The 21,979-nt window shown below is 35.6% G+C and carries 17 protein-coding genes and 1 pseudogene; 13 read left to right on the top strand and 5 right to left on the bottom strand.

The window, feature by feature from the left end; genetic code table 11:
- Positions 1-139: 139 nt before the first annotated feature.
- Both G9F74_RS22360 and G9F74_RS22355 read left to right on the top strand, forming a co-directional pair.
- Entirely contained in the window at positions 140-2,368 is a 2,229-nt protein-coding gene (locus G9F74_RS22360) for a putative mucin/carbohydrate-binding domain-containing protein (RefSeq protein WP_016108832.1), read from the top strand.
- A 149-nt stretch (positions 2,369-2,517) separates the two neighbouring features.
- On the top strand, positions 2,518-4,215 hold the full coding sequence (locus G9F74_RS22355) for a M4 family metallopeptidase (protein WP_016108831.1): 1,698 nt from the start codon (positions 2,518-2,520) through the stop codon (positions 4,213-4,215).
- 183 nt (positions 4,216-4,398) lie between these two features.
- On the opposite strand, the gene G9F74_RS22350 is transcribed toward G9F74_RS22355, so the two are convergent.
- Positions 4,399-5,394 (bottom strand): zinc-dependent alcohol dehydrogenase family protein, encoded by a 996-nt coding sequence (locus G9F74_RS22350; RefSeq protein ID WP_016108830.1) that lies wholly within the window; start codon positions 5,392-5,394, stop codon positions 4,399-4,401.
- A gap of 168 nt (positions 5,395-5,562) precedes the next feature.
- Here G9F74_RS22350 and G9F74_RS22345 point away from each other — a divergent pair, with 168 nt between their 5' ends.
- The 9 genes and pseudogenes from G9F74_RS22345 (at position 5,563) to G9F74_RS22305 (ending at position 16,511) form a co-directional block, all read left to right on the top strand.
- A complete protein-coding gene (locus G9F74_RS22345) occupies positions 5,563-5,703 on the top strand; it encodes a hypothetical protein (protein WP_000898186.1) in 141 nt (46 codons plus the stop codon).
- Between the two features lie 4 nt (positions 5,704-5,707).
- Positions 5,708-6,244 (top strand): annotated as a pseudogene (locus G9F74_RS22340) (glucose-6-phosphate dehydrogenase); the annotation flags it as partial.
- 349 nt (positions 6,245-6,593) lie between these two features.
- On the top strand, positions 6,594-8,078 hold the full coding sequence (gene zwf, locus G9F74_RS22335) for a glucose-6-phosphate dehydrogenase (protein ID WP_000445326.1): 1,485 nt from the start codon (positions 6,594-6,596) through the stop codon (positions 8,076-8,078).
- Positions 8,079-8,117: 39 nt separating this feature from the next.
- Positions 8,118-10,112 (top strand): transketolase, encoded by a 1,995-nt coding sequence (gene tkt / locus G9F74_RS22330; protein WP_016108828.1) that lies wholly within the window; start codon positions 8,118-8,120, stop codon positions 10,110-10,112.
- 112 nt (positions 10,113-10,224) lie between these two features.
- Positions 10,225-11,118 (top strand): phosphogluconate dehydrogenase (NAD(+)-dependent, decarboxylating), encoded by an 894-nt coding sequence (gene gnd / locus G9F74_RS22325; RefSeq protein WP_001263676.1) that lies wholly within the window; start codon positions 10,225-10,227, stop codon positions 11,116-11,118.
- Between the two features lie 198 nt (positions 11,119-11,316).
- Positions 11,317-11,985, top strand: a complete 669-nt coding sequence (gene fsa / locus G9F74_RS22320; RefSeq protein WP_000667693.1) for a fructose-6-phosphate aldolase — start codon at positions 11,317-11,319, stop codon at positions 11,983-11,985.
- Between the two features lie 361 nt (positions 11,986-12,346).
- Positions 12,347-13,672 carry a gluconate permease GntP gene (gene gntP, locus G9F74_RS22315; protein ID WP_001057626.1) on the top strand — a complete coding sequence of 442 codons (1,326 nt, stop codon included), beginning with the start codon at positions 12,347-12,349 and terminating at the stop codon, positions 13,670-13,672.
- A gap of 109 nt (positions 13,673-13,781) precedes the next feature.
- Entirely contained in the window at positions 13,782-15,323 is a 1,542-nt protein-coding gene (gene gntK, locus G9F74_RS22310; RefSeq protein ID WP_016108827.1) for a gluconokinase, read from the top strand.
- Positions 15,324-15,443: 120 nt separating this feature from the next.
- Complete coding sequence (locus G9F74_RS22305; RefSeq protein WP_000782233.1) at positions 15,444-16,511, top strand: lactonase family protein; 1,068 nt, start codon at positions 15,444-15,446, stop codon at positions 16,509-16,511.
- A gap of 85 nt (positions 16,512-16,596) precedes the next feature.
- Here the strand turns inward: G9F74_RS22305 and G9F74_RS22300 are convergent, their stop codons facing one another.
- Positions 16,597-16,773: a DUF1272 domain-containing protein gene (locus tag G9F74_RS22300; protein WP_001162784.1), complete on the bottom strand. Its 177-nt coding sequence runs from the start codon at positions 16,771-16,773 to the stop codon at positions 16,597-16,599.
- Positions 16,774-16,967: 194 nt separating this feature from the next.
- Here G9F74_RS22300 and G9F74_RS22295 point away from each other — a divergent pair, with 194 nt between their 5' ends.
- Positions 16,968-17,789 (top strand): pentapeptide repeat-containing protein, encoded by an 822-nt coding sequence (locus tag G9F74_RS22295; protein ID WP_016108826.1) that lies wholly within the window; start codon positions 16,968-16,970, stop codon positions 17,787-17,789.
- A 50-nt stretch (positions 17,790-17,839) separates the two neighbouring features.
- Here the strand turns inward: G9F74_RS22295 and G9F74_RS22290 are convergent, their stop codons facing one another.
- Entirely contained in the window at positions 17,840-18,724 is an 885-nt protein-coding gene (locus G9F74_RS22290) for a DMT family transporter (RefSeq protein ID WP_000814754.1), read from the bottom strand.
- Between the two features lie 348 nt (positions 18,725-19,072).
- On the opposite strand from G9F74_RS22290, the gene G9F74_RS22285 reads away from it, so the two are divergent.
- Positions 19,073-19,861 (top strand): glycosyltransferase family 2 protein, encoded by a 789-nt coding sequence (locus tag G9F74_RS22285; RefSeq protein WP_000570311.1) that lies wholly within the window; start codon positions 19,073-19,075, stop codon positions 19,859-19,861.
- On the opposite strand, the gene G9F74_RS22280 is transcribed toward G9F74_RS22285, so the two are convergent.
- Complete coding sequence (locus G9F74_RS22280; RefSeq protein WP_000723096.1) at positions 19,830-20,753, bottom strand: NAD-dependent epimerase/dehydratase family protein; 924 nt, start codon at positions 20,751-20,753, stop codon at positions 19,830-19,832. The two genes, G9F74_RS22285 and G9F74_RS22280, sit on opposite strands and share 32 nt — an antisense overlap.
- Positions 20,750-21,973 (bottom strand): class I SAM-dependent methyltransferase, encoded by a 1,224-nt coding sequence (locus G9F74_RS22275; RefSeq protein WP_016108825.1) that lies wholly within the window; start codon positions 21,971-21,973, stop codon positions 20,750-20,752. The genes G9F74_RS22280 and G9F74_RS22275 overlap by 4 nt, the downstream gene beginning before the upstream one ends.
- Between the last annotated feature and the right edge of the window lie 6 nt (positions 21,974-21,979).

Raw genomic sequence — 21,979 nt, 5'->3', positions numbered from 1 at the left:
ATAATGATTGATAATCATGAATTAATGTAACTATAATAATTACACTGGGAAATAACTTATGGACTACAGTTTTAAGTAACGAAGGAGGAATTTGTTTTATTGTATTTTGTATATAAAAAATAGAAAAAGAGATATGCAAATGAAAAGATTACTTGTTATAGGCATAATGTATACAATGTTTTTCCACATAGGAAATATACACTTACATGCTGATGAACGAACAAATGTAAAAGAAATTACTAGTTTAGAAGAGCCTACTTGGATATTTCAGGCGGGCATAAGTAAGGGGAAATATCATGATCGACAAAATTTAGGATTTATTTTGCAGAGAAATACACCATTAAAGGTAAGACAAACGAATCCTAATTTTAAAGACAAATTAACAGTACGTTTATTGTCTAATGACTCAAAAAATGAAAAATCCATACAAGTAGGAAATGAATGGATTACGATTCAAGGTGATACGCCTTTAGTTCCTTTCATAGATACTCCGTATGGTGAAGAGCACGCTACACTTGAGTACCAAATAGGAAATGAAAGTGCTACTAAGCCTCTTCCCATTTATAAACAACAAGGAAGTGTATCTCAATTTTTTAGTACATGGGATCAATTTGATGGGGAGTATGCGTTAATTCAAGGGGAGAGTTTTCAATTATTTGTACCTAAAAAAGATAAAGAGTTAGTAAGATCTTTAAAAGATTTTCAATCGTTGGATGAGTTAATTGCATATTATGAGGATATTTTTGTGATGTATGATTCAATTATTGGTTTAGATGGCTCAACGGTTGAAAATAAAAAAAGTCAAAATCGTTATTTCTTAAAAGCAGATATATCCGGTGCTGGCGGTGCCTATTATGGCGCAAATTGGACAGCCAATAGTACAGATAGTACAAAGATGTGGTTAGATAAACTAAGTTGGGGAACTTTACATGAAATCGCTCATGGATACCAAGCTGGTTTTGATAATCAAGGAATATTTACAGGAGAAGTTTCTAATAATCTATTTGGTGTTCAATATCAATATAGTAAATACGGCAAAAAAGCAGATCAAGTTGGTTGGTTGTTTAATTTTGGGAAGAAGGAACAAGTAGAACGGAATTTATACAATTCTTTAATGAAAGAAAATAAAAATTATGATGACTTAGATTTACGACAAAAACTTATTCTTTTAACGATGGCGAAACAAAAAGCTGGCGATGAAGCTTTTGCGAAAATGTATCAAGATTATCGAAAACTAGCTAGCAATACAGCTTTCAAAAAAGGTGACCATTCTTTACCAGATTTAATGAATCAGTATTATAGTGAGAATGGACAAGTTGATTTTACACCTGTCTTTGAAAGATGGGGCTTTAAACTTAATAATAAACAAATAGAGATTAATAGGGCGAAAGGTTATCCGGCTGTTACTTCTTTAGCTTATATAGTGCCTGAATCACAATTAGTTAAAGCAAGAGCACTAGTTGATCCTGAGATTCCGATAAACTCCAACTTTGAAATAGTTACAAATCAGCAAATTGCTTCACTTGGGCTAAAAGGGAATTTGCATATCCATTTAAATACAAATGAAATAGATACATTGAAAGGAGGAAAAATTAAATTAAAAGAAGGGAATAAAGTTATTCAAGAGAAAACAATTGAAACAACAGATATCAATTTACAAGACGTACCAAATGGAGTTTATACAGTTGAGATTTCAGGTGGAAAAACGGATAGTATGTACCATTTCAGTTCGTATTATGCCTATATAAAGGAAAAAGATAATAGTCTAACCATTGATATTAACGAAATGAAAGTGAGTAAGTTGGTAAATGAAACGATTCAATTCCTAGGATTAGGAGATGACCAGTTTGCCGAATTAAATACAGACTTAGAGCAAGATCAAGCTGTTTTTACGGTTACTACTAAAACGCCTCATAGCTATTATGCAGGTGAAAAATACGCATCAATAGAGGTGTTTAATAATAAGGGGGAAAAAATTTATACGAAGGAAATGGAAGGAACAAATGTAACGATTGTAAAAGATACAGTTCCACTAAAAGAAGGATATAGAATTAAAATCTATCATGATGAAATTAAAAAACGATTAACTAGTAAAGCTACTATTATGAATCCTATGAATAAAACAAATGAATTTATAATGACAAAATGGGGATTGAAAAATACTTATTTGCAAAATAATCCGGAAGAAAATCTTATGCAAAGAATTGATGAAGAAATGGAAGCAATTATAAGTAATCCTGTTTTAAAAGAGATACCAATGCAAAAATTAGAAATGAAAAAGAATGTGTGGATGGCAATAAATATGTTATCAGAACCACAAAAAATACTGTATATGAATAAATATAAAGATAGTTTATATAATGAGTAATTTTTGAGAAATGAATGGAATCTATCCATATTATGAGGAAGCACAATTTATAAACAGTAGATAAACATAGATAGTTTGAAATATCTATGTTTCCAATTCTGAAAAAACATTTATTTAACTTAATAATAAGATTATAAAGGAGTAAGAATATGAATAATTTCGTAAAGGTAGGTTTAACTACAGGAGTGGTGTTATCGGCGATTATGCCCTATGGAGGAGTGCATGCGGAAACAGAAGATTTAAAAGTGGAAACAAAGGAAGATACGTTCCGAACAGGTAATTTAACAGCACCTTCTCAAAATTCGGCAGAAAATGTAGCAAAGGATGCACTAAAAGGAAAAACAGAACAAGCATTATCATCAAAGCAAGTTAATACGGAATCCAAAGTTAATTATAATGTTACGCAAAGTCGTAAATCTTATGATGGTACTACATTGGTACGTCTTCAACAAACGTATGAAGGACGTGATGTATACGGATATCAACTAACAGCACATATAAATGATGATGGTGTACTTACGAGCGTTTCGGGGGATAGTGCCCAAGATCTACAACAACAGGAAGATTTGAAACAACCTATTACTTTATCAGAAGAGGATGCAAAGAAACAGCTTTTCAACATCTATGGAAATGATCTTATATTTATTGAAGAACCAGAAATTAAACAAGTGGTATATGTAGATGAAAATACAAATAAAGCTACAAACGCATATCAAATTACTTTTAGTGCATCTACACCTGAATATGTATCTGGTACGGTATTAATTGATGCTTTTGGGGGTAATCTATTAAAAGAACTCGTTCAAAAATTGGGTATACAAGTAGATAGTAGTATTGTCCAATCTGCGACAGCAAATAAATCACAAGATCCTTCGAAATTAACAGGTACAGGAAAAGATGACTTAGGTATTAATCGTACGTTTGGAATTACGCAGCGAAGTGATGGAACGTACATGCTTGCAGATTATTCTCGTGGTAAGGGAATTGAAACATATACTGCTAATTATAAAGATTATAATAATTATAGAAGAAATGTATGGGGTTATCTCGATGATTTAGTAACAAGTAATTCTACAAATTTTACTGATCCTAAAGCAGTTAGTGCCCATTATTTAGCAACGAAAGTATATGATTTTTATCAAGAAAAATATGGCCGTAACAGCTTTGATAATAACGGACAAAAAGTAATTTCTGTCGTTCATGGTTGGAACACAAATGGTACGAATAAAGGAAATCCTGAGCAGTGGTTTAATGCATTTAGTAATGGAGCTATGCTAGTATACGGAGATCCAATTGTTAGAGCATTTGATGTGGCAGGACATGAATTTACACACGCGGTTACAAGAAATGAGTCTGGACTTGAGTATGCAGGAGAAGCTGGTGCAATTAATGAGGCTCTATCTGATATTTTAGGAGTAGCAGTTGAAAAGTATGCCAATAACGGAAAGTTCAATTGGACAATGGGAGAACAATCAGGTCGTATTTTTAGAGATATGAAAAACCCATCATCTATCTCTTCTAGATATCCGGAGGACTATAGACATTATAATAACTTACCTATTGATGCTGACCACGATCATGGTGGTGTACACACGAACTCTAGCATTATTAATAAAGTAGCTTACTTGATTGCTAGTGGTGGAAACCATAATGGAGTAAACGTACATGGCATTGGAGAAGATAAAATGTTTGATATTTTCTATTATGCAAATACGGATGAATTAAATATGACTTCTGACTTTAAAGAATTAAAAGAAGCTTGTATTCGTGTAGCAACGAACTTATATGGTAAAGACTCATTAGAAGTACAAGCTGTCCAACAAGCCTTTAAAGCAGCTTATATTTAAGACTACTATGATGAATTGTAAACCTTTTATTTTAATATGATTCTTTATTTAAATATATAGACAAAAACCTTGTAGAATTTCTCTGCAAGGTTTTTGTTACGCATGGCATTTTATTTTATGTATCATTATCTCATGTTAATTGGTAATTAGGATAACTAATAAGTTGTTTTTATCGAGTCAAAATTACCAAACGTTTTTTAACACTATTTTTCCTATTGCTTTATTCGATTCCAAATATTCATGTGCTTGGGCAACATCATCAAACGTGAAAGTTTTCGAATCTAGCAATGGGCGAAGTTTTCCTTCTTCTACAATTTGCGTTATTTTCGTTAAGATTTCTCCGCAATCATTACGCTTATCAGTATGTAATATTTTTAATGCCATAAAAGTAACGTGCAGAGAGAGTCCTTTTGCGTGTAAAGGAGAGAGGTCATGGGTTGAACGAGCTGCAATTGTTACGACAGTGCCATTGACCGCAGCAGCTTCAAAAGAATGATCAAGATTCTTGCCACCTACTGTATCAAATATAACTTCAAATCCGTTTCCATTCGTATGTTTTTGCACATATTCTTGAACAGATACTTCTTTATAATTAATAGCTATATCGGCTCCTAGACGATGGGCTATTTCCATTTTGCTCTGCTGAGAAGCGGTTGTGAAAATTTTAACGCCTGCCCATTTAGCTAGTTGAATGGCTACGTGTCCTACGCCACCAGTAGCTCCATGAATGAGAACATTTTGACCAGGTTTAATATTTGCACGATCAAATAAAGATTCCCAAGCTGTAATTGCAACTAATGGTAGAGCAGCAGCTTCTTCCATTGTTAAATTGTTAGGTTTGTGAGCAATTAATCGTGCATCAGCAAGCATAAATTCTGCAAGTGCACCTCCAGTTTCTTTAAAACCTCCGGCACATCCGTATACTTCATCCCCTGATTTGAATTTCGAAACACCTTCTCCTACTTCAATAACAATACCAGCTACATCGCCGTGTAATATAGCTGGAAACTCAGGAGCGACTGCTGAAACGGCACCACTACGCATTTTTGTATCGATTGGATTTACACTTGTTGCTTTTACATCGATTAGAACATGACCTGGTAAAAGTTTTGGTTTTGAAACTTCTTCTAATTGAAATACAGATGAATCCCCAAAAGAATGGATAATTTGTGCTTTCATAGTTTATACCTCCTGTTTGTGGTTATAGCATAGCAAAGTACGAAAAATAAGTATAATATTTTGAATTTGGTTAGTGAGAATTTTATATAAAGAAGAGGAAAGTGCATGAAATGAAATAATGTAACGTACTTCTAAAAACTACTGTAAAGCTTTTTGAAGAAAGGGTAGATGTTATTTTTACAGCATGATTTATTCATTACGTTTATCTCGCATTCACAGGCAGTAAGACCCCCACCTCAAAATTCAGCGAAAGCAAAGAAGTTAGGTGGGAGTTGGGCTGCTCGTAAAAGCCCGATTGGTGAGGGCTGATTAAAGTTTCACTTTATTCGGAGCGACAGGGGATTTAGCGAAACGCAAAATTTACCCTGCTTTATACAAACTATTTAGTAATCAACATATACCGCAATCTATTTCGATTATCGGTATTGGCAGAAGGGTAATGTCAGATGTGGAATTTCAAACAAAGGTAGAACAATCCCTTGCTACATTTTCTAGAAGATCTACTGATGACAAATCAGGAGTAGAAGAATTTATTAGCACATTTCGTTATTGTCAAGTAAATACAGCGAATATAGAGGACTATCAAGGTTTGTTGCGTCTTGTAAAGAGGCGTGAAACAGAATTAAACATTTCTGAAAACCGTATGTTTTACCTATCTGTTATACCAGAAGTGTTTGATATCGTTGCTTTGAATATTAAAGAGAGTGGATTGTGGGTTACAAAAGGGTTAAACCGTCTTATTATAGAGAAGCCTTTTGATTATAGTGTAACGTCTGCTCGCAAGTTTAATAGAAAATTAATTGAAGATTTTGATGAAACTGATATTTATTATATTGATCATTATCTTTGAAAATGAATGGTAACTAGGAATACACTTAGAAAAGTATTACGAAATAAATAGTATTTAATCCAAGACATTTTTATTGACGATAATAATTTATGTGGTTAATATACTGAACGTAAGATTATTTAATTACTAAAAGTAATCAAATATACATTATTTCGTTAAATTCGATAAATAAGTAAGTTGTGGTAGAAATGCTTTGAATTGCCACTATTAATATTGGGGACAATTAGAAAGCGAAAGGTATAAAAAGAATTGGAATTTGATAACTCTTTGTTTTTTATAAAACATGAGCTTCTGTACAATTCATTTTGAATATATTGACCAGGATTATACAACAAGAGGGGGACTAAAATTGGAATCAATGACCTTTGTTTTATTTGGAGCGACAGGGGACTTAGCGAAACGCAAAATTTACCCCGCACTATATAACTTATATAGAGATCAAAAGCTTCCAAAGCAAATATCCGTTATTGGGCTTGGAAGACGTGAAGTATCTCATATAGATTTTCAAAAAAGAATAAAAGAATCAATAGAGACGTTTTCCCGTCATAGAGAAGAAGGTACTCCAGAACTCGAAGGTTTTTTAGATAATTTTCGTTATTGTCCATTAGATGTGAGTAAGCCGGAAGACTATGAGAGATTATTACAAGTCGTTCGTGAAAGGGAAGAAGAACTACATATAAAAGGAAATAGAATGTTCTATCTTTCAGTGGCTCCTGAATTTTTCGAGACAATTGCTTTAAATATTAAGGAAAGCGGACTTGATAAAACGGATGGATGGAAACGTCTGATGATTGAGAAACCGTTCGGGCACGATCTTACATCTGCGCGTGAGCTGAATGATAAGCTTAGTCGAACGTTTGAAGAAGACGAGATATACCGTATAGATCATTATTTAGGTAAGCCGATGATTCAAAATCTTGAAGCACTAGAATTTGCAAATCCTGTTCTCCAATCGATTTGGAATAAAGAACATATAGCGAATGTGCAAATTACAGCGAGTGAAACAGTTGGGGTTGAAGAAAGAGCAGGATATTATGATCAGGCAGGAGCCATTCGTGATATGGTTCAAAATCATATGTTACAAATATTAATGATGACTGCTATGAATCTGCCGGAAAAAATTAACGCATGTGAAATTCGAGAGGAAAAGCGAAAGGTAATGGAAACGCTTCGTAAAGTGAAAAAAGAAGACGTTCACAATCATATCATTCGCGGACAATACGCTGCAGGAGAGATAAAAGGCGGGCAAGTTGTAGCATATAAAGAGGAGCCAGGAGTAAATCCTTCTTCTAACATAGACACATTTGTTGCTGCTCGCTTGTGGATCGATAATCCATTTTGGACTGGCGTTCCCTTTTATATACGAACAGGCAAACGAATGAAAGAAAAGTCTACTCGTATTGTAATCGAATTTAAAAATACGTTAAAACAGCAATATCAAGATAGTAATCCAAATGCAGCACCTAACTTGTTAATAATTGAAATTAGCCCAGGTGAGAACGTTTCATTACAGTTAAATAGTAAAAATCCATTGAAAAATGGAGAAATTGAACCGATGCGTATTAACTTTACTTGTGAGCAAGCGGATGTGGGAGTACCTGAAGCGTATGAAAGACTCATTCATGATGCTGTGAGTGGAGACGCTACATTCTTTGCACATTGGAGAGAAGTTGAATTGTCATGGGAATGGGTACAACCAATTCTTGAAGCATTCGAAGAAAACTTATTACCACTTCATGAATATGAGTCGGGTTCATATGGTCCAGATGCGTCTAATGAACTATTGCAAGAAAGTGAATTTAAATGGTGGTTAGATCAAGAAACGAAAAAATAGGTACTTTCTTTCATGAAAGCATTTAGGGGGACGATTACTATGACACAAAACATAAATCAATTAGCAGTGAATACAATTCGTACGTTATCAATTGATGCTATTAATGCGGCAAATTCAGGTCATCCAGGTCTTCCGATGGGAGCAGCGCCAATGGCTTATGCATTATGGGCGAATCATTTAAATCATAATCCTAATCATCCAAAATGGTTTAACCGTGATCGATTCGTTTTATCGGCGGGACATGGATCTAGCTTATTATATAGCCTACTTCATTTAGCTGGATATGACGTTTCAATTGATGACTTGAAAAACTTCAGAAAATTAAATAGTGAAACGCCAGGACATCCTGAGTTTGGTCACACTTCAGGAGTTGAAGCAACTACAGGACCGTTAGGGCAAGGGATTGCCAATGCTGTTGGAATGGCAATGGCAGAAGCGCATTTAGCAGCGAAGTTTAATAAGGATGGTCACTCTATTATAGATCACAATACGTATGCTTTAGTTGGAGACGGTGATTTAATGGAGGGTGTCGCTTATGAAGCGATGTCAATGGCAGGGCACATGAAACTTGGCAAGTTAATTGTGCTGTATGATTCAAATGAAATTTCACTTGATGGTGAATTAAACATTGCTTTCTCTGAAGATATGCAGAAAAGGGTAGAATCTGCACATTGGCAATATGTAAGAGTTGAAGATGGAAACGATGTTGATGCGATTACAAAAGCGATTCAATTAGCGAAAGACAATACGGACCAACCTACTCTTATAGAAATTAGAACCATTATAGGTTACGGAAGTCCAAAAGTTGCTGGAACGAACAAAGCACATGGTAACCCGCTTGGATTAGAAGAAGCGACAGCGACAAAACAAGTGTATGGTTGGCATTATGAAGAAGACTTTTTTGTACCTGAAGAAGTAACAGCTCATTTTAATGAACTGAAACAAAAAGGTATTGAAAAAGAACATGGCTGGAATGAGCAGTTCAACTTATACAGAGAGTCAAACCCTGCACTAGCAGATGAATTAGAAAAAGCGATTACAGGTGAAGTTTTAATCGAAGCGAAAGACATTCTATCCTTTGATACTGAAAAAACGATTTCCACTCGTGTTGCAAGTGGGGAAGCTATTAACCATTATGTGAAATCGATTCCTTCTATTTTCGGTGGAAGTGCAGATCTTTCTCATTCTACGATGACAGATATAAAAGGTGAAGCAGTGTATGCAGTAGAATCGTATGCTGGCCGAAATATATACTTCGGTGTACGTGAACATGCAATGGGCGCCGCAGCGAATGGACTGGCACTTCATGGAGGAGTAAAACCTTTCGTTAGTACATTCTTTGTATTTAATGATTACCTTCGTCCATCTATTCGACTGGCTGCATTGCAAAAGTTACCAGTTACTTACGTATTTACGCATGATTCGATCGCTGTAGGAGAAGATGGTCCAACGCATGAACCAGTTGAACATTTAGCAGCTCTTCGGGCAATTCCTGGTTTAACAGTTATCCGCCCGTCAGATGCGAATGAAACAGCGAGTGCATGGGCTTATGCTTTACAGCAAGCGGATGGTCCAGTCGTTTTAGTACTTAGTCGTCAAAATTTACCGGTATTTGAGGAAACGAAAGCGAACATAGAGAATCTTTCTAAAGGAGCTTACGTATTAACGCAAACAAATGAAAATCCGGATGTGATTTTAATTGCGACAGGTTCTGAAGTATCCTTAGCTGCTAGTGCGAAAGCAAAATTAGAAGAGGATCATGTTTCTGTTCGCATCGTTGCAATGCCGAGCTGGGAATTATTCGATCGCCAATCGAAAGAATATAAAGAATCGGTTCTTCCGTCTTCTGTAACGAAACGAGTATCGCTTGAGATGGGTGTATCTCTCGGTTGGGAACGTTATGTAGGACAAGAAGGAAAAGTACTATCAATTGAAACATTTGGAGCTTCAGGAACTGGAGCTGAAGTCATGAATCTATTTGGATTTACGACAGAAAACGTTGTTCAAATTACAAAAAATGTGTTGAATTCTTAAGTTATGACTGTGAATACCTTTCTGTACATACTAATTTATCGGTGCTGAAAGGTATTCCAGATTCTAGTGATATGGATTTTTAATAAAAGATGATTTGAGGAGGAATTATATTATGCGAGTAGGATTAATTGGTTTAGGTAAAATGGGATTAAATTTAGGGAAAAATTTAATGGATCATAAACATGAAGTAGTAGCATTTGATTTAAATACGAGCGCAGTGGAAGAAATGAAAGAGTACGGGGCTACAGGTGTATCTAGTTTAAGTGATCTTGTTCAGTCATTACAATCACCAAGAATTCTTTGGGTTATGGTGCCACACGCTGTTGTTGATTCTGTTATTGATGAGGTTACGCCATTGCTTTCAAAAGGAGATATTTTAATTGAAGCTGGTAATTCACATTATAAAGAGTCTATTCGCCGATATGAGCAACTAAAGAAAGATGGCATTCACTTTATGGATGCAGGAACTTCTGGCGGAATGGAAGGCGCTCGTAATGGTGCTTGTTACATGATCGGAGGAGATCAAGAAGCTTGGGACATCGTTGAACCTATCTTCCGGGATACAGCTGTAGAAAATGGATTCTTATATGCCGGAAAAGCTGGTAGTGGTCACTTCTTAAAAATGGTTCACAACGGAATTGAATACGGTATGATGGCTGCTATTGGTGAAGGATTTGAGATTCTAGAGAAAAGTGAATTTGACTACGATTATGAAAAAGTATCAAGAGTATGGAATAACGGTTCAGTCATTCGCTCTTGGTTAATGGAATTAACTGAAAATGCATTTTCTAAAGATGCGAAACTAGATGAAATTAAGGGAGTAATGCATTCTTCTGGTGAAGGAAAATGGACAGTAGAAACAGCATTAGACCTTCAAACAGCAACTCCTGTTATCGCAATGTCTCTATTAATGCGCTACCGCTCATTAGACAATGATACATTTACAGGAAAAGTTGTAGCAGCTCTGCGTAATGAATTTGGCGGACATGCAGTAGAAAAGAAATAAAGTGAAACTTTAATTAGTGGGGGTTCTTCATCCTCCACATTAGCCTTTACCAATCGGGCTTTTACGGGAAGCACGCCCCCCAACTTAACTTCTTTGCTTCGCTGAATGTTGAGGTGGGGTCTTACTGCCCGGCAAATAGCGGGATAAACATCCTAAACATGTAACTCATCAACGTTTAAAAACTGGAGGGAATTAATCATGAAGTTTTTTATTGATACTGCAAACCTTGAGGACATAAAAAAAGCATATAAACTTGGAGTTTTAGCTGGTGTTACAACGAATCCTTCTTTAGTAGCAAAAGAGGGTGTTAAGTTTGAAGACCGTATCGCAGAAATTTGTCAGGCAGTACCTAAAGTTGAGTCTGTTTCGGCAGAAGTAACGCCAGATGCTGTTACAGCTGAAGAAATGATTGCTCAAGCAGAAGAATTAATTAAAATTAACGGTGGCGATAAAAACGTCACGATAAAACTTCCGATGACGCTAGCAGGATTAGAAGCTTGTCGTTATCTTACTGAAAAAGGTGTGAAAACGAACGTTACACTTATTTTCACTGTGAACCAAGCTCTTTTAGCGGCTCGAGCAGGTGCAACGTACGTTTCTCCATTTTTAGGACGTTTAGATGATATTTCTGAAGATGGTGTACTATTAGTTGCGAAAATTGCTGAATTATTCGATGTTCATCAATTAGATACACAAATTATTGCGGCTTCTGTCAGACACCCAGATCATGTAACTCGTGTAGCGATGGCAGGTGCTCACATTGCTACAATCCCTTATAAAGTAATTGAACAACTTGCTATGCATCCATTAACAGATCAAGGTATGGAAAAGTTTGCTGCAGATTGGGCGAAAGCGCCTAAATTATAATATATGAAAGTGGAGGAGACTTTCCGAAAATTGCTTTTCATGAGAGGACAGATTCCTAGGTAACTTCATCGTTTAACTTTTTGGAGTCTTACTACGTGAATACAGCAAGAGAAGAAAGCGTCATGCGCTTTAAAAAAAGGACAAATTGCTCGCACGAAGCGTTTATCATAATAACATTATAATTATTAAAGAGAAATCCCCTTATTAGAGAGAGTAGTTAACGTGTATCTCTGATAAGGGAGATTCTTTTTATATAAATCATTATTATGTGAAAATATCTCTTACTCAAGAAAGAACTATATAAGTTCTCTTAATTGTATAGTAATTTTGAAAGGGTTTACATAAAGGGGTGGAACTGAGTATGAATATGTACCTTTTAATGATTACATTATTATCAATTGTAATTGTTATTTTAGGAGTATCGTGGTGGAGATGGCATGCGTTTATTAGTTTAACGATTGCAAGTTTGTTTTTAGCAATTATGTCTGGAATGCCAATGGATAAAATAGTGAGCGCTTATGAAACGGGAGTCGGAAGTGTTCTCGGGCATTTAGTAGGTATTTTAGTATTAGGTACAATTCTAGGGAAAATGATGGCAGAGTCAGGTGCTGGAATGCAGGTGGCAGAGTTCTTTATTAAATCCTTTGGAATAAAAAACTTACCATGGGCGATGTTAATTGCAGGTTTTATTATTGGAATTCCGGTGTTTTTTGAAGTAGGCATTTTAATATTATTGCCGTTAGTAATTTCTATTCATAAAACAACGAGACAAAATATTTTATTGATAGCATTACCAGCAATTGCTGGGTTATCTGTCGTACACGGCCTTGTTCCTCCGCATCCAGGGGCAATCGTTGCAATTGGTATTTATAAAGCGAACCTTGGGAAGGTACTTCTTTATTCACTCATTATTACATTTTTTGCAGCGATTATTGCAGGTCCTATATTCGCTAAATGGATTCACAAACGTGTAATTCCTGAAAATGAACCAGAATTGATACGTGTAAATACAAAATCAACGAAATTACCAGGAATAGGAGTTTCATTTTTAGTTATATTGTTACCCGTTATGTTAATGGTGTTAGCAGCAGCAGCTCCTTATGTTCCGCTTTCTAATACTCTAATGAAGATTGTCACATTAATCGGTAGTCCTATCATTGCGCTTTTGATTGCATGTTTTGCAGCTTTCTATTTTCTTGGATTTCGTCAAGGTATCGATAAAAAGGCTATTAAGAAGGTAACAGAAGATAGCTTATTACCAATCGGTTCTATTGTTGCGATTATTGGTGCTGGCGGCGGATTTAAGCAAATTCTTATCGATAGTGGCGTAGGGAATGCTATTGCTCAAATGTCTGAACATTTAGCTCTATCTCCAATTGTATTAGCATTTATAGTAGCTGGATTAATTCGAATTGCGACAGGGTCAGCGACAGTCGCCTTAACAACAGCAGCGGGCATAGTCTCTCCAATCGTTGAAAATACGACAGGTGTAAATTTAGAGTTACTCGTCATTGCAACAGGTGCAGGAGCACTCATGTTTTCACACGTAAACGATGCTGGGTTCTGGATGGTAAAAGAATACCTAGGTTTAACAGTGAAAGAAACATTTAAAACATGGACGGTATTAGAAACGTTACTTTCATTTATCGCTTTTGGAGGCGTTTTACTACTCGATATGTTTGTTTAAAATAAAGATGTTTCTATTTAGATAATTGTGGCATACAACGTTATCAGTAGATAAAAGGAATGTATTTTTATGGTGGGATACTGTCGCAATTTTTTGTTAGGAGGAAGAAATGGTGAGCTCAAAATATATGATTGGTGTAGACATTGGGACAACTAGTACAAAATCAGTTCTATTTTCTACTGATGGATCTGTTATTGCAAGTCATGGAATTGAATATCCTTTATATTCTCCTACGCCTGAAATAGCAGAACAAGACCCAGAAGAAATTTTTCATGCAGTAATAAATACGATTAAAGAAACTGTACGATCAAGTAGTGTACAGCCAAATGATATTCTTTGTGTCTCTTTTAGTTCGGCAATGCATAGTATCATTGCTGTAGATGAGAAGGGAAAACCGTTAACGAGATGTATCACTTGGGCAGATAATAGAAGTGCAAGCTGGGCAGAGAAAATAAAGAGTGATATGAATGGTCATGAAATTTATTTGCGTACTGGAACACCAATTCATTCGATGTCACCACTTTCGAAATTAGTTTGGTTACAGAATGAGCAGGCAGAATTGTTTGCAAAAAGTTATAAATTCATTTCTATTAAAGAATATGTGTTTTATAAGTTATATAAAGAATATGTAATTGATTATTCTATAGCATCAGCAACAGGAATGTTCAATTTGAAATCTTTAAAATGGGATGAGGAAGCTCTTCGTGTTGCAGGGATTTCAGATGAAAAGCTTTCTAAACTTGTTCCAACGACGCACAGCTTAATAGGATTAGATGAAGAACTTGCAAAAGAGATGAATGTACTTGTTTCTACGCCCTTTGTAGTAGGAGCGAGTGATGGAGTGCTATCGAATTTAGGCGTAAATGCAATAGATCCTGGGGTTGTGGCTGTTACAATTGGTACAAGCGGTGCGATACGTGCTGTAACAAATTGTCCTGTGACAGATCCAAAAGGTAGAATTTTTTGTTATGCCTTAACTGAAGACCATTGGGTAATCGGTGGACCAGTTAATAACGGTGGTATGATTTTTAGGTGGGCTCGTGACCAATTAGGCACTTCAGAGATTGAACTTGCGAAGCGTTTAGGGAAAGATCCATATGAAGTGCTTACTGAAATAGCAGCAAAAGTAAATCCTGGATCTGACGGTTTATTATTTCATCCGTATTTAGCAGGGGAAAGAGCTCCTTTATGGAATGCGAATGCGCGAGGATCTTTTTTTGGACTCGGATTACATCATAAGAAAGAACATCTTATTCGTGCTGTATTAGAAGGAGTAATTTATAACTTATATACCGTTCTTCTCGCTTTAAAAGAGCTAATTGGCGAACCGAAAAAAATTCAAGCAACAGGCGGTTTTGCAAGGTCAGAACTTTGGAGACAGATGATGGCGGATATTTTTCATCAAGACGTATATGTTCCTGAAAGTTTCGAAAGCTCTTGCTTAGGAGCTGCAATCCTCGGTTTATATAGTTTAGGTGAAGTAGATACGTTACATGTAGTTTCTGAAATGGTAGGTGCGAATTTCCACCATGAACCAAACATTGAAAGTGTGGAAAAATATAAAGATTTAACACCAATCTATATTCGTCTGTCCCGTCACTTGGAAGAAGAATATGAAAGTATAGCAGCGTATCAAAAAAAGTGGGTTTAAAAGCTATTTACTAAGAAAATATGGTAACGTATAAAGAGGTACTCCGATTTTTTAGGATACTCTTTCAACATAAAATATTTTAAGAAGTATGATGAACGAAAAATATAGGGAGAGAGGGTTATGAAAATGAAGGATAACAAAGAGTTTATTGGATATGTTGGAACTTATACGAAAGAAAATAGTGAGGGAATATATAAGTTTACTTTAGACACAGAAGCAAAAAAAATTAGTAATGTAACACTTGCGGCTAAGCTGGATAACCCTACATATGTAACGATTAACCGAAATAATGAATATCTCTATTCCGTTGTTAAGGAAGGAGAATCTGGTGGTGTAGCTGCTTATTCAATTGATAGTAAAACTGGAGAGTTAAAGGCAGAAAACAGACAAGTAGTAGAAGGGGCTTCTCCTTGTCATGTGAGCGTTGATAGTGGGAATCATACGGTAGTTACAGCAAATTACCATAAAGGAACGATTGAGTCTTTTGAAATAAATGAAGAAAATGGAACTGTAAATCCTGCTTCATCTATTATGGCGCATGAAGGTTCAGGCCCGAATAAAGAAAGACAAGAAAAACCACATGCACATTACGCGGGATATACTCCTGATGAAAAATATGTAGTGGGCGTTGATTTAGGGATAGATAAAATAATTACGTATGAAATAAAAGGTAGTGCATTAACAGAAGTGAATAGCTTATCTGTAAATCCAGGAAGTGGGCCGAGACATATTACTTTTCATCCGAATGGAAAGTATGCGTATGTGATGACTGAGCTGAGTTCAGAGGTTATCGTATTAACATATAATGCGGAAGAAGGGACCTTTACAGAATTACAGTATATTTCTACTATTCCAGCAGAGTTTGATGAAAATAGTCAAGGAAGTGCGATTCATATTTCTTCTGACGGCAGCTTTGTATATGCAGGTAATCGTGGTCATAATAGTATTGCTGTTTTCAGTGTGGATCAAAATTCAGGTGAGCTTACATTTGTTGAACATACATCTACAGAAGGAAATTGGCCAAGAGACTTTGTATTAGATCCTACTGAAAAGTTCCTTGTTGCTACAAATGAAAAGTCGCATAATCTTGTGTTATTTTCAAGAAATGAATCTACAGGAAAGTTAACTCTTTTACAATCTGATGCTGTTGTGCCAGAGCCTGTTTGTGTTAAATTTTTAAATGTTTAAGTTATGTTCGATATATTTGAAAAATCGCTGATATAATTTTATATATCAAGAAAATAAAAAAAGCAAAGCGGTATCGCTTTGCTTTTTACTGTTTCTTTTTCGGTCTACGTACTAACTCGCCGCCGCAGTTTGGACAAACGTTATGTCTTTCTTCTGTACATGGTGCACAAAACGTACATTCATACACGCAAATGTAAGCTTCAGAATCTTGCTCCAGCAATTGATCACAAATTTGACAGTTTGTTTTCATTTCTAGTGCCATAGTAATTCTCCTTTTGTTTGAAAATTTATAATTTAATTATAATTCATTAGATAGAATTAGTCTTTTTCAATTGAAAGGAAATCGAATGATAAAGTTGTGATTTGAAATGAAAGATGCCAATTTATTTTAAAATTGATTATTTTGTGCAGTTGGAATATTATGAAATAGTCAAAAGACAACAGGGGGTATACATTTTGACTAATCATAACGATCATTTAAAAGCAAACTGCGAAAAATGCTTCGGTCTATGTTGCGTGGCGTTACCGTTCGCAGCATCGGTAGATTTTGCAGTGAATAAAGATGGTGGTAAACCATGTTCCAATTTACAATCAGATTTTAAATGTAGTATACATAAAAATCTTAGAGGAAAAGGTTATAAAGGTTGTACAGTATTTGAATGTTTCGGTGCTGGGCAGAAGATTTCTCAAGTTACGTTTAAAGGGATTGATTGGCGGAAAGATGCTAAGCATGCAAGAAAAATGTATGATGCTTTTCCGGTTATGCATCAGCTCCATGAAATGCTTTGGTATTTGAATGAGGCGATTCTATTAAAGGCGACGCAGCCAATTCATAAAGAACTAAGTAAAGCGATTGAAGAGACAGAGCGACTTTCGAATTTAAATGCGGATGAGTTAATGAAAGTAAATATTCCATTACACCGTGCAAAAGTAAATGTTTTACTTTTAGAAACGAGTGAGCTAGTTTGGAAGGAAATGAATGCTGCACGTAAGAAACGAATCATTCACCGCGGAGCAGATCTTATGGGAGCAAACCTGAAAAAGAAAAATTTACAAGGCGCGAATTTAAGGGGTGCTTATTTAATTGCAGCGAACTTAAATGGTGCAGACTTAAGAGGAGCAGATCTCATCGGAGCAGATTTAAGAGATGCAGATATTCGCGGTGCAGACTTTACAAATAGTATTTTTCTTACGCAAGTTCAAATTAATGCGGCGAAAGGGGATAAACATACGAAATTGCCGGAATTGTTATCCCGTCCCGCGCATTGGAGTGCGTAAACAGTGAGTTTATACGAACAGGCAGAGACTAAGAATCTCTGCCTGTTTTTTTATTTCTTTTCAAAAGTAGTAATTAAAACGCTACATATAATAAGAATACCACCAATAAAAAAGTTACTATTTAATGTCTCATTTAATAAGAGCCAGCCAAGTAATGATCCGACGATAGGTTGGAAGAAGAAAAATAAGGAACCGATGCTTGCATCCATTAGTTCTAATCCTTTATTCCAAAGGAAAAAGGCACCTGCCGTTGATATGACTCCTAAATATAATACGCCTAGTATTACGTACGTATTTACGGTTCCGATAGAGGCTACTTGTAGTTCCCATATCATAAAAGGTGTAATAAAAAAGAGTGAAAAGAATATGGCGTACGTTGTAATAACTAAAGATGAAAACCGAGCTGAAGCAATTTTTACATAAATGGATAGTAAAGCCCACGTAATAGCGGCTCCCACTAATATGATGGTACCGATAAAATAGGAGCCAATTTCAATATCCCATCCGATTACGATAATGACACCGATTGTCGCTATTATAGTAGATAAAAGTCTACGAGCGGTTAGCTTTTCTTTTAAAATAATTGCTGCAAATATAACCATAAATGCAGGTGTTGCGGATGTTACTAAAGAGCCTGTATGGGCGTCGGATAATTTTGTTCCGATGAATTGACATGTGATTGAAATGAAATATCCGATAAATCCAATCCAAGCGAATAATAGCCAATCTTTTTTGCGAATGGTTACTTTTTTCTTTTGTTTTTTCTCTGCTATTTTCAAAATGCCATACAAAACAACAAAAGCGATAATAAAGCGTAGCCAAACGAGTGTAAGCGGTGGGATATAATCGAGTACGTATTTGCTAACAACATACATACCGCCCCATATACTTGCTGCTAGTGATAAGCATATAGCTCCTAAAATTGTTTGTTTCATTTGAAGTACCTCCGTCTATTTTTAGGGTATTATGAGTTCCCTAAGACGAGGCAAAGTGTATGTGTTAAATGAATGCCCGTCTTAGTTTATAGACGGCCTACAGGTTGATCGTTTTCGAGTGAAGTGTTGTAGTACATGAGTGCATTCCTCCTTCATATTTTATAATGATATTATAACTTAATTTTCAGTTTATTTGGATGTTTATTGTTGTACGGAGTGGAATCTTTAGAGAATGGAAACGGTGGTTGTCTAAGAAAGCATAGTATATGGTAGAAAAACATATTTTTAAAATAAAAGAAACCAATTACATAACTGGTAAGTATATTAAGAGTAGTATGAAAAAATAGATTGATAGAGAAAGAGGAGGAGATTTACATTACTACAACCGTTATCTCTCATTTTTATAATGAAGAGTATTTATTACCATGGTGGCTTATTCATCATACGAAACTGTTTGATCATGGCATTTTAATTAATAAAGGTTCTACAGATCGTTCAGTCGAAATTTGTAAGAAGTTCGCACCGCATTGGGAAGTACGAGATTCTGTAAATCCAGAGTTTGATGCATTTGCGACAGATCATGAAGTGATGAGGGTAGAACAAGAAGTAAAAGGATGGAAAATGATTTTAAATACGACTGAGTTTCTTTGTGTGCAAGATAAAAATCAGTTTTGGAAATCGCTAAATGAATTGGGAGGGAGGATGTATTGGCTGGAAGGGCTTATTATGGTTGATGATCCTAACTATAATTATCCGGACCTTAACTTTGGAATCCCTTTAATGAAACAGCGATTTCACGGTTATTTACCAGAAGATTGGCCGTTATGGAGAAGAGGTAGATTTATTCATAATCATGAACACGGAAGTTATACGGTTGGAAGACATTTATCAGCGCATGAATCTATGATCTATCCGCCTCTTGCTTGTATATTATGGTTTGGGTTTAGTCCGTGGAACGATGCGATGAGAAAGAGAAAGTTACAAATTGGTCCGACGCTTTCTGAAGCTAGTAAGCATGGAGGAATGGGTACGCACCATATTATTACGCCGGAAAAATTAGAAGAATGGTATAAGGATTTAGCGAGAGGAGCGCAAGATTTACGTTTTAGTGCTGCATATCGGTATGTTTTTGTATAGATGATTCCCACCATAAAATTGTTTCTTCAATTCCTGTATTTAAATCGTATGTTGGTTTCCAGTTTACTTCAGTTGTTAAACGTTCCACATTCACGCCGACGAATAAAGGTTCATCTTTAGGAAAAGGGATAGCGCCTAGTTTAATTAAATTTTCTTTTCCTATTTTTTTAGCAATGATAGAAGCTAATTCTTTAATTTGTACAGAGTGACCAGAAGCGATATTGATTGTGCCTGTAACGTTGCAGTTTAATAATGTGACAAGAGCATTAGCGACGTCACCCACATGGAGGAAATCTCTTGATTGTTTTCCATGTGTACATAGAGCTTCCTCGTTTTTTAATAAAGAAGTGATAATGTTAGAAATGAGTCGATTGCCGTGCTCATGAGGGCCATACATATGAAAAATTCGTCCCCAACATACGCTGAGGCTGGTTTGTTGTGCATACGACTGTAACCAGGAGTGTAGTGCATTTTTACATAATGAATACGGGGTTTTATAGGAAAGGAGCGGAGAATCTTCAAATAGAATACCGTTAAACCACTCGTACTCTGCGCCAGTACCTGCTACAACGATACGTTTTCCACCGCATGCTGTAAAGTGTTGAATCAATGAGATACTGGACTTTAGCCAATAGAAATTATTAATGGATACGTAGCATGCAGGAGGAACCGCTTCCCAAGCTAAATGAATGAGGTCGCTAGGCTTAATGTCTGAAATAAATTGTTTTACTTCGTCATCACAAAGCAAGTTTACTTTATGCCAATGGCAGGAAAGGTGAGACGGTTTATTTCTATTGTATGTGGCGTGAACTTCATACCCTTTTTGTATAAGGGAATGTACAACATATTTACCTATCCATCCACTACCACCTGTTACAAGGATCTTCTTCATAGTTCAATCACCTCAACTTCTGGAACAGTTACTAAAAATTTGCCACCCCATTCACGAATGAAAGAGCATTCCTTCATAATTTCGTCTTTCAAATTCCAAGGAAGTATGAGAATGTAATCTGGTTTTGTACGTCTAATTTCTTCTGGAGACTTTATTGGAATACGAGTTCCTGGTAAAAGGAGATTTTGTTTGTGAGGATTTTTATCTACTGTATATGCTAGAAATTCTTTACCTATCCCGCAATAATTCAAAAGGGTGTTTCCTTTAGCTGGAGCGCCGTAGCCGATAATTTGTTTGTTTAAAGCTTTCGCTTCAATAAAAAACTTTAAAATATTTATTTTCAATTGTTCCACTCGTTTAGAAAAAAGGAGATAGCAATCTAATGTATCTAGCCCGTGATCTATTTCTTTTTGGATTAAATTTGTAACATTGGAATGGATAGTTGATTGGGCGCTTAGATGTTTTATGAAAATACGCAATGAACCACCGTGAGTTGAAAGTTCTTCTACATCAACAATTTGTAAATGATGATGAGCTAAAATTTTTTGAAGGCTTATAAGTGAGAAGTAGGAAAAGTGCTCATGATAGATAGTATCGAACTGCTTAAAAGATATAAGGTTTAATAGGTGGGGGAATTCAATTGTTATCGTTCCATCTCGTTTTAATAATGTTTTTAGGCCAGCGACAAAATCATGCAAGTTCGGAACGTGTGCTAGTACGTTATTTGCGACGATTAAATCAGCTTGTGGTAATTTTTTTGCTAAGTCGTTACTGAAAAAGTTCACATTTGTAGGAATTCCTTTTTGAATTGCGATTTCTGCTACATTTTTTGCTGGCTCAATTCCTAACGTATTGATGTTTTCTTTAAGAAAGTATTGCAATAAATACCCATCGTTACTTGCGATTTCAATTACCTGCGAATTTTTCGTTAAATGGAATCGCTCAATTGCCATTTCTACGTATTGTTTGGCATGCTGTAGCCAACTTGAGGAATAAGAACTGAAGTATAAATAATCATGGAAAATATTATTAGGTGATTCAAATTCATCTAATTGCACAAGTAAACAAGAATTACAAACAAATGTGTGCAGCGGATAAAAAGGTTCCATTTTATATGAGTTTTTTGGAGCTATAAATGAGTTGGCGAGAGGGGAGACGCCTAAATCTAAAAACGAATTTGTTAGTAATGAGTGGCAAAAACGGCATTTTTTCTGTTCCATTTTATA

The sequence above is a fragment of the Bacillus sp. EKM202B genome (assembly GCF_011066025.1).
GTDB lineage: Bacteria > Bacillota > Bacilli > Bacillales > Bacillaceae_G > Bacillus_A > Bacillus_A toyonensis.
This window is presented reverse-complemented; position numbering and strand designations above follow the sequence as displayed.

Bases quoted from the DNA above. Each gene is read 5' to 3' on its own strand.
- gntK (WP_016108827.1), top strand. From the start codon at position 13,782: ATGGTGAGCTCAAAATATATGATTGGTGTAGACATTGGGACAACTAGT.
- G9F74_RS22300 (WP_001162784.1), bottom strand. From the start codon at position 16,773: ATGGCACTAGAAATGAAAACAAACTGTCAAATTTGTGATCAATTGCTG.
- G9F74_RS22275 (WP_016108825.1), bottom strand. From the start codon at position 21,973: ATGGAACAGAAAAAATGCCGTTTTTGCCACTCATTACTAACAAATTCG.
- tkt (WP_016108828.1), top strand. From the start codon at position 8,118: ATGACACAAAACATAAATCAATTAGCAGTGAATACAATTCGTACGTTA.
- fsa (WP_000667693.1), top strand. From the start codon at position 11,317: ATGAAGTTTTTTATTGATACTGCAAACCTTGAGGACATAAAAAAAGCA.
- G9F74_RS22305 (WP_000782233.1), top strand. From the start codon at position 15,444: ATGAAAATGAAGGATAACAAAGAGTTTATTGGATATGTTGGAACTTAT.
- G9F74_RS22350 (WP_016108830.1), bottom strand. From the start codon at position 5,394: ATGAAAGCACAAATTATCCATTCTTTTGGGGATTCATCTGTATTTCAA.
- G9F74_RS22360 (WP_016108832.1), top strand. From the start codon at position 140: ATGAAAAGATTACTTGTTATAGGCATAATGTATACAATGTTTTTCCAC.
- G9F74_RS22280 (WP_000723096.1), bottom strand. From the start codon at position 20,753: ATGAAGAAGATCCTTGTAACAGGTGGTAGTGGATGGATAGGTAAATAT.
- G9F74_RS22355 (WP_016108831.1), top strand. From the start codon at position 2,518: ATGAATAATTTCGTAAAGGTAGGTTTAACTACAGGAGTGGTGTTATCG.
- gntP (WP_001057626.1), top strand. From the start codon at position 12,347: ATGAATATGTACCTTTTAATGATTACATTATTATCAATTGTAATTGTT.
- gnd (WP_001263676.1), top strand. From the start codon at position 10,225: ATGCGAGTAGGATTAATTGGTTTAGGTAAAATGGGATTAAATTTAGGG.
- G9F74_RS22345 (WP_000898186.1), top strand. From the start codon at position 5,563: ATGTTATTTTTACAGCATGATTTATTCATTACGTTTATCTCGCATTCA.
- G9F74_RS22290 (WP_000814754.1), bottom strand. From the start codon at position 18,724: ATGAAACAAACAATTTTAGGAGCTATATGCTTATCACTAGCAGCAAGT.